Annotated in this window: 11 protein-coding genes; 4 read left to right on the forward strand and 7 right to left on the reverse strand. The window is 59.8% G+C overall.

The features are described from left to right. Positions 1 to 612: 612 nt before the first annotated feature. Together AC4IHP_RS08895 and AC4IHP_RS08900 are read right to left on the reverse strand one after the other, a co-directional pair. A complete protein-coding gene (locus AC4IHP_RS08895) occupies positions 613 to 954 on the reverse strand; it encodes a YajG family lipoprotein (protein WP_150742604.1) in 342 nt (113 codons plus the stop codon). 87 nt (positions 955 to 1,041) lie between these two features. After that, on the reverse strand, positions 1,042 to 1,683 hold the full coding sequence (locus AC4IHP_RS08900) for an ATPase (protein ID WP_490831494.1): 642 nt from the start codon (positions 1,681 to 1,683) through the stop codon (positions 1,042 to 1,044). Positions 1,684 to 1,850: 167 nt separating this feature from the next. Between AC4IHP_RS08900 and AC4IHP_RS08905 the strand changes: the two genes are divergently transcribed. From AC4IHP_RS08905 to AC4IHP_RS08915, 3 genes are all read left to right on the forward strand, one after another. Beyond that, complete coding sequence (locus AC4IHP_RS08905) at positions 1,851 to 2,099, forward strand: hypothetical protein (RefSeq protein WP_490831495.1); 249 nt, start codon at positions 1,851 to 1,853, stop codon at positions 2,097 to 2,099. A gap of 105 nt (positions 2,100 to 2,204) precedes the next feature. Continuing rightward, positions 2,205 to 3,362 (forward strand): GGDEF domain-containing protein, encoded by a 1,158-nt coding sequence (locus tag AC4IHP_RS08910; RefSeq protein WP_460118697.1) that lies wholly within the window; start codon positions 2,205 to 2,207, stop codon positions 3,360 to 3,362. A gap of 8 nt (positions 3,363 to 3,370) precedes the next feature. Continuing rightward, on the forward strand, positions 3,371 to 3,865 hold the full coding sequence (locus AC4IHP_RS08915) for a PaaI family thioesterase (protein ID WP_490831496.1): 495 nt from the start codon (positions 3,371 to 3,373) through the stop codon (positions 3,863 to 3,865). A 120-nt stretch (positions 3,866 to 3,985) separates the two neighbouring features. Here AC4IHP_RS08915 and AC4IHP_RS08920 read toward each other — a convergent pair whose 3' ends face one another. Further along, the gene (locus AC4IHP_RS08920) at positions 3,986 to 6,190 is read right to left on the reverse strand and encodes an OsmC domain/YcaO domain-containing protein (RefSeq protein WP_490831497.1); all 2,205 of its coding nucleotides are present in this window, start codon (positions 6,188 to 6,190) and stop codon (positions 3,986 to 3,988) included. A 220-nt stretch (positions 6,191 to 6,410) separates the two neighbouring features. Between AC4IHP_RS08920 and AC4IHP_RS08925 the strand changes: the two genes are divergently transcribed. Continuing rightward, positions 6,411 to 9,020: a bifunctional diguanylate cyclase/phosphodiesterase gene (locus AC4IHP_RS08925; RefSeq protein WP_490831498.1), complete on the forward strand. Its 2,610-nt coding sequence runs from the start codon at positions 6,411 to 6,413 to the stop codon at positions 9,018 to 9,020. 3 nt (positions 9,021 to 9,023) lie between these two features. On the opposite strand, the gene cydB is transcribed toward AC4IHP_RS08925, so the two are convergent. Genes cydB through AC4IHP_RS08945 form a run of 4 tightly spaced genes read right to left on the reverse strand, consistent with a single transcriptional unit; the run spans position 9,024 to position 12,043 of the window. After that, positions 9,024 to 10,025, reverse strand: coding sequence for a cytochrome d ubiquinol oxidase subunit II (gene cydB / locus AC4IHP_RS08930; RefSeq protein WP_490831499.1), 1,002 nt, complete (start codon positions 10,023 to 10,025; stop codon positions 9,024 to 9,026). Between the two features lie 12 nt (positions 10,026 to 10,037). Continuing rightward, positions 10,038 to 11,411 carry a cytochrome ubiquinol oxidase subunit I gene (locus AC4IHP_RS08935; RefSeq protein WP_490831500.1) on the reverse strand — a complete coding sequence of 458 codons (1,374 nt, stop codon included), beginning with the start codon at positions 11,409 to 11,411 and terminating at the stop codon, positions 10,038 to 10,040. Positions 11,412 to 11,414: 3 nt separating this feature from the next. Next, positions 11,415 to 11,804: a VOC family protein gene (locus AC4IHP_RS08940; RefSeq protein ID WP_490831501.1), complete on the reverse strand. Its 390-nt coding sequence runs from the start codon at positions 11,802 to 11,804 to the stop codon at positions 11,415 to 11,417. 23 nt (positions 11,805 to 11,827) lie between these two features. After that, positions 11,828 to 12,043, reverse strand: a complete 216-nt coding sequence (locus tag AC4IHP_RS08945; RefSeq protein WP_073474890.1) for a hypothetical protein — start codon at positions 12,041 to 12,043, stop codon at positions 11,828 to 11,830. Between the last annotated feature and the right edge of the window lie 425 nt (positions 12,044 to 12,468).

Genomic DNA, 12,468 nt, shown 5'->3' on the forward strand with positions numbered 1-12,468 from the left:
TCGCGGCACATACCGCTTTCGCGAGCAGGCTCGCTCCCACAGGTTTGATTGCATACATTCAGTGAGAAACGGGGCGGCTGTCAGGCCGCCTTCGCTGGCAAGCCAGCTCCCACAGAAAAGCAAAAGCAAAAGCAAAAGATCGCAGCCTTCGGCAGCTCCTACACACGATGAGCGTTAGCTCGAGTAAAGCTTTTGATCCTGGAGCCCGTCGGCAGGCTGAGTGGAGGGATTGATCCGGGGTGGGAGCGCAGCGACCGTACGACTCAGTCGTACACAGCGCAAGGAGGTGCAGCGAAGCAAACCGGAGCCGCTGCGCCCGGATCGATCCCGGAGCGAAGGAACCCCGAGCCCCAGCGAGCGGGCCGAACGTCAGGGCGCAGCCTTTTGGTTACTTTTTGGCGTTTGAAAAAGTGACCCGCTGTAAGAACGGAACCGTAATCAGCCACACCCGCAGAAACGGATATACACCCAAAACCCGAAGAGCATGGTCGGCCCAAAGGCCGCCAAGTCCACAAAAAAAACCCCACAACCGAAAACCAGTGTGGGGCCAAAAAATTGGTTGGTTGCGGCCAACCAAAGGAGCTCTATAAAAAAACCATCCAGGCGCTCAGATCAAATGCACTCCTGAGCCGCCCGCTCAAAACTCGAAGGCAACAGATTCGACGCCAGCAAATGCCGCTCATAAATGAACACCTTGCCACCCTTCCCCGCCTTGTACGCCTCCAGCACGTTGTCCGCCGCCACCTTGCTCGGCACCACAATCCGATAACTGCGCTGACTCTGCGAAACCGTCGGATTCAACGCACTGCCCTGCAACTTCGGCACCACGCAATCGGCGTACTGCGCCGGCGTCTTGCTGGTCTGCAACGTCAGAGTCGGATCGTTCGGCGCCGAAGCACAACCGCCGAGCAAAAGGGAAACAAAAGCCATGGCTGGCACGAATAAAGGACGCATCGGGGTAATCCTGAAAATAAAGGTTCGGTTCAACCGGCAACGGTTCGACTTCACGGGATCGCCGCTGCCATTCAATTTTTTGGAGAATCAGCTCGACGCCACCAGGGCCTTGAGCGACACATCGAATTGCTTCAGCGCATTGAGTTGCAGATCACGCTGCTGATTGATCTGTGCCGCGATCTGCGGCGCCGCCCGGTCACGCACCCAGACCGAAGGCAGCTCCTGCTCGATTGCCCCCTCGGCCTTGCCGATGTATTGCAGGTCGGCGTCGTAGAACCGTGCAGAGAAGCGCGCCTCGACCAGACTGTTGCGTTGGGTCAGCAAGCGATTGAAGGTATCGAGCTTGACCACCACATCCGGATGGGCCTGAAGCAGTTCATCCAGATTGTCGTAAACGGTCACCGAGACGAACTGTTGCTGCAGCGAACTCACCAGCCAGTCGAGCGCCAGTTCCGGGTCGGAGCTGCCAACAAAGGCGTCGCGAATTCGCGAATCCAGCGCATCTTTCGCGCCATTGAGCGCCATGTCGTGGTAGCGCTCCAAATATTGCAGGTTCTGCAGTGTGTTTTCGCTCAACAACACCCCAACGGTCTGCGTATGCTGCAACGCCGAGGCACTGGCGGCGATGGGTTGCAGGTGACACGACCGGGCGTCGTCTGCGTAAGCCGGTGCGGTAACCACCCCGCCCATCAGCAGGGCGATCATTGCCAGTCGAGTCAGAATGTTCATCGCGCAATTTCCTTGAGCTGCGTCTTCGATGGAGGCGATTTTCCGCCGATCGCTGACAAAGCAGAACTTGCGTTTCTTGATGGTCACTATTACTTCCAGCAATAGTTGCGTGTCGCGCAGACTGATGCACACTGGATGCATCCAAGAAAAATGATGAGGGTCTCGCCTTGAGAACGTTCGATCTGATCCGTGACGCCGTGCTGCCCGATTTCCGCGAGCGCGTGGCCGAATATCTGGTGCAGTACGAAAGCATCCTGCTGGACAAAAACATCCGCGATGCGCAACTGATCCGCGACACTGCCCAGCAACTGCGCGGTTACCTGCGCGGGCTCAACACCACACGAGTGCTGGGCATGGCCTATTGGGAAGAGCTCGATCGCCGCGTGGTAGACACGTGGCTAAGCCCAAAAGAGTGACCACCGGAGCGCCAGTGGTCTGCCCGGCGACGCGCCCCCTGCGAAAAACCTGACCAAACGCTTACAATCGCAGGCCTATTGCCATACATACAGGCTTGCCCGGAAATGCCGCTCGACCCGCCAACGATGCTGACCATCACGATCGCCCTCGCAGCCGCTGCCGCGCTGTATCTGGCGGTCGAATGGCGCAGCATCCGTGAGCCTTCGCTGCTGTTCTGGAGCGCCGGTTTCGCCACCATCACCATCGGTTCCACCCTCGCTCTGCTGCGCAGCAGCGGTTTTCTGCTGCTGGGCATCTGGTTCGCCAACGGCCTGCTGGTGACCGCACATTTCTTTTTCCTGCTCGGCGTGGCGCGTTTCACCCAGACCCGACTGTCGCCGGCGTGGTATCTGATTTTCGCGACATGGCTGATCATGTTGACGTTGCCGGACGGACCGCTGTGGTCCAAGGCCATGCTGGTGGCCAACTCGCTGCTGGTAGCCATCCCCACGCTGAAGGCCAGTTCGCTGCTGCGTCCGCACGGCAAGTCATTGAGCGTCGGCGCGGTGCAACTGCGCTATGTGCTGCTCGGCCACGGCATCTTTTATGTGGCCAAGGCTCTGACCGTAGTGATCCCCGGCACGCTGATCGATCTGGCGGCGTTTCGCGGCGAGATCATTCAGATCTCGCTGGTCGAAGGCGCCATGGCGATCATGTTGATTGCGCTGTCGATGACTGGCACCGAGCGTTATCGCCGGGAAAAGCAGATCGCCCGCCTCGCCGAGCGCGATCCGCTCACCGCCCTCTACAACCGCCGCGCCCTGGAAAAACGCACGCCACGCCTGTTGGCCGGGGTATCGGCGCAGAGACCGGGTGCGCTGCTGTTGATCGATATCGACAACTTCAAACTGGTCAACGACCAGTACGGGCATATCGCCGGCGACCGCTTGCTGATTGCCTTGAGCGAGATGATCCGCGCCCAGCTGCCGGCGAATGCGCTGACCGCGCGCCTGGGTGGCGATGAGTTTTTGATGTTGCTCAACAACGCCTCGCCCGAAGCTATCCTTGAACTGGGCAATGCCTTGCGCGAACAGTTTCTGGCCCTGGCGTCGCACACCTATCCCACGTCCGCTGCGGTGACCTTGAGTATCGGCGGCGCCCTGTTCGACAAACCACCAGCCAGTCTGGATGCGCTGATCGAACTTGGCGACGCCGCGCTCTACGAGTCCAAACGCGGCGGCCGCAACCGCTTGCGCCTGTCCGGCCTCGCCACTCCAGGATGACCCACAGCATGTCCAGCCACGACACCCCGCTGCAAGACCTCGCCGCCCCCGAAGGCGTTTGCTACGGCTGCGGCGGCCGCAACCCGCACGGCCTGCACGTCAAAAGTCGCTGGGACGAAGACGGCAGCCATGTGATCGCCGAACACGTGCCCGAAGCCCAATACTGCGGCTGGCCGGATCTGGTCTACGGCGGGCTGATCGCCATGCTGGTCGACTGTCACTCCAACTGGACCGCCATGGCCTGGCACTACCGCGCAGAAAACCGCGAAGCCGGCAGCCTGCCGCGCATCGACTGCGTCACCGGGAACCTTGGGATCAAGTTCATCAAACCGACACCGATGGGCGTACCACTGCTCTTGCGCGCGCGGGTCGAAGGTGAGGTCGGGCGCAAGACCCGAGTGATTTGCGAGGTGTATGCAGGAGAAGTGCTGACGGCGGTGGGCGATTCGGTGTTTGTGCGGGTGGATACGGGGCAGTTGGCCAATGCGGCGCATGGCCGCTGAGCTTGGCTCGATCTGTAGGAGCTGCCGAAGGCTGCAATCTTTTGATCTTGCTTTGGTCAAAAAAAATCAAAGTCAAAAGATCGCAGCCTTCGGCAGCTCCTACATTTGGATCGCGAGCTCTCAACGCGACAAGGTTGTCGCATTCGCCCGCGCCGCATGCAGCTTCTTATAGCTCTCAATCAAGCGCAAATGCCGATCCAGCCCTTCCAGCTTCATGCTCGTCGGCGTCAAACCGTAAAAGCGCACACTGCCATTGACCGAACCAATCGCCGCATCCATGCGTTCGTCGCCAAACATCCGACGGAAGTTGGCCTCGTAGTCTTCCAGCTCGAGATCCTCGTCCAGCTCCATTTCCAGCACCACATTCACAGCCTGATAAAACAAGCCGCGCTCAACGGTGTTGTCGTTGTATTGCAGGAACGCTTCGACCAGATCCTTCGCCTCGTCAAACTTCTGCAGCGCGAGGTAGATCAGCAGGCGCAGTTCGAGAATCGTCAATTTGCCCCACGGAGTGTTGTCGTCGAACTCGATGCCGATCAGCGTGGTGATATCGGTGTAGTCATCCTGCTCGCTGCGTTCCAGGCCCTGGACCAGATTGCGCAGGCCCACCTTGCTGAGGTTGTGCAGGTTGAGAATGTCGGCGCGAAATTGCAGGGCTTTGTTGGTGTTGTCCCAGATCAGGTCTTCGATCGGGTAGATCTCCGAGTAATCCGGCACCAGGATGCGGCAGGCCTTGGCGCCGATGTGCTCGTAGACGGCCATGTAGACTTCCTTGCCCATGTCTTCGAGGATGCCGAACAGGGTTGCGGCTTCTTCGGCATTGGAGTTTTCGCCTTGGCCGGAGAAGTCCCACTCGACGAATTCGAAGTCTGGTTTGGCGCTGAAGAAGCGCCACGACACCACGCCGCTGGAATCGATGAAGTGCTCGACGAAGTTGTTCGGCTCAGTGACTGCCTGCCCGGAAAAGGTCGGCTGCGGCAAGTCGTTTAGGCCTTCGAAGCTGCGGCCCTGCAAGAGTTCGGTCAGGCTGCGTTCCAGCGCGACTTCCAGGCTCGGGTGCGCGCCGAACGAGGCGAAGACGCCGCCGGTGCGCGGGTTCATCAGGGTCACGCACATCACCGGGAATTCACCGCCCAGCGAGGCATCCTTGACCAATACCGGGAAACCCTGCTCTTCAAGGCCTTTGATGCCGGCGAGGATGCTCGGGTATTTCTCCAGCACTTCTTGCGGTACGTCCGGCAGGGCCATTTCGCCTTCGAGGATTTCGCGTTTGACTGCGCGCTCGAAAATCTCCGACAGGCACTGCACCTGCGCTTCGGCCAGGGTGTTGCCGGCGCTCATGCCGTTGCTCAGGTAGAGGTTTTCAATCAGGTTCGACGGGAAGTACACCACTTCGCCGTCCGATTGGCGCACGAACGGCAGCGAGCAGATGCCGCGCTGGGTGTTGCCGGAGTTGGTGTCGTACAGGTGCGAGCCACGCAGTTCGCCGTCGCGGTTGTAAATGCCGAGGGTGTAGTCGTCGAGAATCTCGCTTGGCAATTCGTCCTTCGGCCCCGGCTTGAACCATTTCTCATCCGGGTAATGGACGAATTCGGCATTGGCGATGTCTTCGCCCCAGAACTGGTCGTTATAGAAGAAGTTGCAATTGAGGCGCTCGATGAACTCGCCCAGCGCCGAAGCCAGTGCGCCTTCCTTGGTCGCGCCCTTGCCGTTGGTGAAGCACATCGGCGAATGCGCATCGCGAATGTGCAGCGACCAGACGTTCGGCACGATGTTGCGCCACGAGGCGATTTCGATCTTCATGCCGAGGTCGGCGAGGATCTTCGACATGTTGGCGATGGTCTGTTCCAGCGGCAGGTCCTTGCCGGCAATGTAGGTGCCCGCCTGGGAATCGGACTGCGGCATCAACAAGGCCTGGGCATCGGCGTCGAGGTTGTCGACTTCTTCGATGATGAACTCGGGGCCGGTCTGCACCACCTTCTTTACCGTGCAGCGGTCGATGGAACGCAGGATGCCCTGGCGATCCTTGTCGGAGATATCGGCGGGCAACTCGACCTGAATCTTGAAGATCTGGTTGTAGCGGTTTTCCGGGTCGACGATGTTGTTTTGCGACAGGCGAATGTTTTCCGTCGGGATGCTGCGGGTGTCGCAGTACAGCTTGACGAAGTAAGCCGCGCACAAGGCCGACGACGCCAGGAAGTAGTCGAACGGCCCCGGTGCCGAGCCGTCGCCCTTGTAGCGGATGGGCTGATCGGCGATCACCGTGAAGTCGTCGAACTTGGCTTCAAGTCGAAGGTTGTCGAGAAAGTTGACCTTGATTTCCATGCGGGATTACCAGAATACGGCTAAACGAATGGCGGCCATTATCCGGTTTTTGTGCGGGAAGTCTCGCCCTTTCGGGATTCGCCGCCGGCCGGCGGTGCTGGAAATTCCAACGGATTCGCTACACTTTGAAAAAATCCAGGCGATACCAATAACAACAATCTGAACATTGTGCGCTCGCCATTGTTCTAGATTCACAAGACACCGGATCAAGGACGAGCACATGGTCGTTACTCTCCCTGCGCAGCCAATCCCAACACCGCAACGCGCCGTGACCCGGCGCCTGGCCATCGCCGTTGGCGCTTTGTTCGTCGCTGGCGTTATCGCCGCGATCAGCACATTACTTGGCATCGCCAATACCCTTGACGCGAAAGACCTGGAACAGAACCAGTTCTATTCCGTGCGCGCCGTGGAAAACCGCATCACCGCGTCGAAAAACTACATCACCAGTTATGCCTACTGGACCCGCGCCTATGAGGCCTTGAGCGGGCCGATCGACGTCAACTGGGCCTACACCGAACAGAACATGGGCAAGACGCTGTTCACCAGCGATGGCTACGACGGTGTGTTCGTCCTTGATCGCAATCGCACCAAGTACGCGGTGATTCGCGGGCAGATGGTTGAAACCGATGTGGCCACGGTGCTGCAAGCGCCCGCCTCGGCGCTGGTCGAGCAGGTGCTGAGCCAGCCTGATCTGACCAAGCCGATCAGCAGTTATTCACTGTTCGAAGGCTGGCCGGCGCTGATCACCGCTGCCGCGATCATTCCCAACGACGAGCGCCCGCTGGATGAACTGAAAAACACCTCGGTGCTGGTGTTCGTCGACAAGCTGACCCCGACCAAACTGCGCAAGATCGGCAGCGGTTATGGTCTGACGAACCTGACCCTGGTCCCGGATGACACCATTGAGAAGGGTCAACCAAGCGTGCCGCTCGACAGCACCGGCTACAGCCTGGTTGCCGACCTGCAACGGCCCGGTCAGCAATTGTTGTGGACGCTGGTGCCACCGCTCGGCGCGACGTTCCTGGTGCTGATGCTGTTGACGGCATACTTTTTCCGCCACGCCCTGCGTTCTTCGCAATACGTCGACAACAGCATCCATGCCATGCAGGCGTCGAATCAGGCCCTTGAAGCCGCCAATCATGCGCTCGAAGCCAGTGAAGAACGCTTTCGCGCCGTGGCCGAAGCGGCGTCGGACTGGATCTGGGAAGTCGATGGTCAGTTGGCGCTGACCTATCTGTCGGCGCGCTTCAGCGAGGTCACCGGCTACCCGCAAGCCCTGTGGCTGGGCCAGGACATCGGCGAATTATTGACCTGCGACACCACACCTCTGGAGCTGTGGCTGCGCAAACTCAGCGAAGAAAACAGCGCCGGCGATTTGCGTTGCACCTATCGCGATCACTCCGGCCAGCCGCGCCACTGCCGGCTCTCCGCACGGCCGATTTTCGACAAGGACGATGTCGTCGGTTATCGCGGCACCGCCAGCGACATCACCGACGAAGTCGCTGCCCACGCGCAGATTCAGCACCTGTCGATGCACGACGCCCTGACCGGTCTGCCCAACCGCAACAAACTGGCGCGCTATCTGGATGAAGTGCTGCTCTTGAAGGAACACGCACCGCCTCTGTCGCTGCTGATGATCGATCTGGACAATTTCAAACCGATCAATGATTCCCTCGGTCATCCGGCCGGCGACGCGGTGCTGCAGGAAGTCGCCACGCGTCTGCGTGAATGCACCCGCGAGCACGACCTAGTTGCCCGCCTCGGCGGTGATGAATTCGTCGTGGTGCTCAACGGCATGGACAGCCATAACGAGATCGACAAATTCTGCACACGGCTGATCGGCAGCCTGCATCAACCGATCAATTATGAACAACATCCGCTGCACATCGGCGCCAGTGTCGGCATCGCACTGAGTCGTCGACACGGCTTCGTCGTCAGCGATCTGATCCGCTACGCCGATATCGCCCTGTATCAGGCCAAGTCCGAAGGCAAGAACACCTGGTGCTATTTCGAAGCGCACATGAGCGATCAGATCCAGACGCGCCGGCAAATGGAAGATGACCTGCGCCATGCGCTCAAGCACAACGAGTTCGTGTTGCACTATCAGCCGCGCTACAAGGTCGACGGAAAGCACATCGTTTCAGTCGAAGCGCTGGTGCGCTGGCAGCATCCGACACAAGGCTTGCTCGGGCCGGACGTGTTCATTCCGCTGGCCGAGCAGACCGACCTGATCGTGCCGCTGGGACGCTGGGTGCTGCGCGAAGCCTGCGAAACTGCGCTGGAATGGCCGTCTGACATTCTGCTGTCGGTCAACCTCTCGCCAGCGCAGTTTGCTCTCAGCGATGTGGTCGAGGATGTTCGCGAAGTGCTGGTGCAAACGCGTTTCCCGGCCAGCCGCCTGGAGCTGGAAATCACCGAGAACGTGATGCTGAACGACACCGATGGCGCGCTGACGACCATGAATCAGCTCAAAGAACTCGGCGTGCGCCTGAACATGGACGACTTCGGCACCGGCTATTCGTCGCTCGGTTATCTGCGCGCCTATCCGTTCGACGGGATCAAGATCGACAAACGCTTTATCGCCTCGATCAGCAGCGGCACCAATGATCGTGCCGTGGTGCAGGCGATCATTGGCCTGGGCAAAGCCATGGGTTTGACGGTGACTGCCGAAGGCGTCGAGACCGAGGAGCAACTGGCGATTCTCGGCAAGGATCAATGCAACGAGGTGCAGGGCTACTTCATGAGCCGGCCAATCGACAAGGCGGCTTTTGCTGACTTGTTGCGAGCTTCGCGACTGTCGCTGGTGAGCAAAAAAGGTCGGGTGACGTGACCCTCAGCCATCGCTGGCAACGCGCACCTTGCCGCTGAACACGCGGAAACCGAAAGTGTTGTAGGCCAGCGTGATGGGGATCAGCACGGCGAATCCGATCAGCATGAAGATCTGACTGTTCGGGCTTGAGGCGGCTTCGTCCAAGGTCAGATCCGGCGGAATGATGAAGGGAAATAGCGCGACCAGCATCACCGCGAAAGCCAGGACGAAGACGCCCAATGCGGCGAACAGCGGGATAAAGTCGAAGCGGCTGTGAAAGCCTTTGCTGAACACCCATCCTAGAGCGCTGACGATCAGCCCTGCCGGCAACCACAGCCGAATATCGGCGAGCCGCCGGGCATATTGCGGCTGCAACGTCGCCGTCCATGCGATCAGCACCAGCAAGAGTGCCGCGACGACCAGCGCCAGCACGCGGGCCTGGCGGGCCGAGTGCCGCTGCAGTTCATCCAGGGTGCGCCAATACAACCAGCAGGTCCCCAGCCACACGTAACCGAGCACCAGCACCAGACCACAAAACACGGGGAACGGATTCAGCCAGTCGCGGCCATCGCCAATGTACTGACCGTCCTGATGCGCAACACCCTGCACCAAAGTCCCCAGTATCACGCCCTGAACAAAACCCGTCAGCAGCGAAGCCAGCGCCAATACGCCATCGACGACTCTTTTGCGCTGTTCGTTCGCTGCGTAGTCGCGAAACTCCAACGCCATGGCCCGCGCGATCAGGGCCAGAAACATCACGATAAACGGCACGTACAACGCCGGCAGCAGAATCGCGTAGGCCAGCGGAAACAACGCCAGCAGCCCTCCGCCGCCGAGCACCAGCCAGGTTTCGTTGGCGTCCCACACCGGCAGAATCGTCACCGCCATCGCCCGCCGCTGCTCGCTGCAACGCGTCAGACCCATCAGCATGCCGACGCCCAGATCAGTGCCGTCGAGCACCACGTAGTTCATCACCGAGAACGCCAGCGCCGCCGCGCACAATAGGGTCAGCCAATCTGTGTCCATGTCTGCGACTCCTCAGTGCCCGGTTTCGTCGCCAAGGGTGGGCTGCGGACCCGGTTGATCCTGCTGCGGCGGCTCGCGCAACAAGCGCAGCAATACCCACAGGCCGATGCCGAAGATCAGCAGATAAAACAGCAGAATCAGCCACGTCGACCCGACGACTTGAGCCCTCGACACCGACGAAAGACTGTCCGCCGTGCGCATCAGCCCATAAACCGTAAACGGCTGACGACCTACTTCGGTGACGACCCAGCCGCTGAGCATTGCCAAAAACCCGGCCGGTGCCAGCAGCACGCAGGCGCCCAGCCAGCGACGCGCCGTGTACAGGCGATTACGCCGGCGCAGGATCAGGCTGACCACGCCCTGCCCGAGCATCAACAGCCCCAGCCCGACCATCAGCCGGAAGGCGAAAAACACCGGTGTGACGGGCGGGATGTCCTCAGCCGGAAATTCATCCAGCGCGGCGATGGTGCTGGTCAGGTCGTGCTGCAGGTAGAGGGAGCCGATGCGTGGAATGGCCACCTCCAAGTGGTTGCGGCGTTCTTGCATATCCGGCCATGCGAACAGCCGCAGTGGCTCCCCTGCCCCTTGAGCCGGGCGCGTCCATGAGCCTTCGATCGCCGCCACTTTCTGCGGCTGGGCGTGCAGACTGTGCCGGCCATGCAGGTCCCCGACAACGATCTGCACCGGCATCAGCAGCGCAATCACCCACAGCGCCATGGAGAATTGCAGGCGAGCACGCGGATTTGCCGAGGCCTTGCGCAACTGCCAGGCGCTGATGCCGGCAATCAGCGTCGCACTGCCGATAAACACGGCGAGCAGCATGTGCGCCAGACGATAGGGAAACGAAGGATTGAAGATGACTGCCCACCAGTCCTCGGCGAGGAAACGCCCATCCGCCCCAACCGAATAGCCGGCGGGGGTTTGCATCCACGAATTGGCGGAAAGAATCCAGAAAGCGCTGATAACCGAACCGACGGCCACCGCGCAGGTGGCAAAAAAATGCAGACGCGGGCCGACCTTCTTCAGGCCGAACAACATGATGCCAAGGAATCCCGCTTCGATGAAAAACGCCGCCATCACTTCATAGAACATCAGCGGACCGAGGACATCACCGGCCTGCACCGACAGCCGCGACCAATTGAGACCGAACTGATATTCCAGAATCAATCCCGACGCCGTGCCCACTGCAACGTTGAGGGCGAATACCTTGAGCCAGTAACGATAAACATCCAGATAAACCTGGCGCCCGGTTTTCAACCACATCGCTTCCAGCACCATGAGGAAATTCGCCAGACCAATGCTGAACGCCGCCAGCACGATATGGAAACTGATCGTGATCGCAAACTGGGCACGGGCCGCCATCAGGGCCGAATCGACAGCCTCCATCCATCAACCGCTGTAGAACACAGCAAGCTTGTTGCCTTCGGGATCGCGCAGATAAGCCACGTAAAAGTCCGGCGTGTAGGCCTCGCGCGTGCCGGGCGCGCCCTCATCGCTGCCGCCATGGTCGAGCCCGGTCTTGTGCACCTGATCAACCTTATGCCGCGAGTCGGCGCGGAACGCCGGCATCATGCCGTTGCCCCGAGTCGCCGGCTCGCCATTGAACGGTTGTGATATGTGCACGCTGCCGGGGCCGTTGGACTTGTCGGCGCAATCGGGCAGGTAGAAACAGTAGTGTTCTTCGCGATCATGCCGGTAGCCGAGCGGCGTCAGGATCGCCTTGTAAAAAGCCGCCGAACGCTCAACATCGTTGGCGCCGATAAACAGATAACTGAGCATGGGACGTCCTCCGATGGCAGCTGTCAGCGCTGTGGCTGTTCCTCGTTCAGGGTAAAAACGTTACCGGCGTCGCGTACCAGTTGGCGCCATTCGGCACTGGTGATCAGGCCTTGCTCCTCCATCTGATCCGCAGCCTTGAGCAACTCGTCATATTGCTGTTCCGGATCCAGATCGCCCTCGGCCTGCTCCGCCATCTTGCGCCATGCCGCCAGTGATGCCTTTTTTTGCTGATCGAACATACGGGAATCTCCTGAGGGACTTACCCGGTAGAAAAATCAGTGCGAGAGAGGTTCAGGGCAGACGACGGATGGACGGTTGATGCGCAAAACCCTGTCGGAGTGAGCCTGCTCGCGATAGCGGTATATCTGTCAAATTAAATTTGAATGTTCCTCCGTCATCGCGAGCAGGCTCACTCCCACAGAAAAGCAAAATCAAAAGATCGCAGCCTTCGGCAGCTCCTACAGTTGGATCGCGTACCACCTCAAGAACAGGTCGGCAGTCAGGCCGCCTTCGCGAGCAGGCTCGCTCCCATAGAAAAGCAAAAGCAAAAGATCGCAGCCTTCGGCAGCTCCTACACAATGAGCGTTAGCTCGAGTGCTTTTGATCTTGCTTTTGATCCACCGGCGACGTCGGAAGGCTGAGTGGAGGGATTGATCCGGGCGTG

This window comes from Pseudomonas sp. UF-293 (genome assembly GCF_058245595.1).

Excerpts from the sequence above, each read along its gene's own strand:
- cydB (WP_490831499.1), bottom strand. The coding sequence starts at position 10,025 with ATGGACACAGATTGGCTGACCCTATTGTGCGCGGCGGCGCTGGCGTTC.
- AC4IHP_RS08925 (WP_490831498.1), top strand. The coding sequence starts at position 6,411 with ATGGTCGTTACTCTCCCTGCGCAGCCAATCCCAACACCGCAACGCGCC.
- AC4IHP_RS08910 (WP_460118697.1), top strand. The coding sequence starts at position 2,205 with ATGCCGCTCGACCCGCCAACGATGCTGACCATCACGATCGCCCTCGCA.
- AC4IHP_RS08895 (WP_150742604.1), bottom strand. The coding sequence starts at position 954 with ATGCGTCCTTTATTCGTGCCAGCCATGGCTTTTGTTTCCCTTTTGCTC.
- AC4IHP_RS08915 (WP_490831496.1), top strand. The coding sequence starts at position 3,371 with ATGTCCAGCCACGACACCCCGCTGCAAGACCTCGCCGCCCCCGAAGGC.
- AC4IHP_RS08945 (WP_073474890.1), bottom strand. The coding sequence starts at position 12,043 with ATGTTCGATCAGCAAAAAAAGGCATCACTGGCGGCATGGCGCAAGATG.
- AC4IHP_RS08935 (WP_490831500.1), bottom strand. The coding sequence starts at position 11,411 with ATGGAGGCTGTCGATTCGGCCCTGATGGCGGCCCGTGCCCAGTTTGCG.
- AC4IHP_RS08900 (WP_490831494.1), bottom strand. The coding sequence starts at position 1,683 with ATGAACATTCTGACTCGACTGGCAATGATCGCCCTGCTGATGGGCGGG.
- AC4IHP_RS08920 (WP_490831497.1), bottom strand. The coding sequence starts at position 6,190 with ATGGAAATCAAGGTCAACTTTCTCGACAACCTTCGACTTGAAGCCAAG.
- AC4IHP_RS08940 (WP_490831501.1), bottom strand. The coding sequence starts at position 11,804 with ATGCTCAGTTATCTGTTTATCGGCGCCAACGATGTTGAGCGTTCGGCG.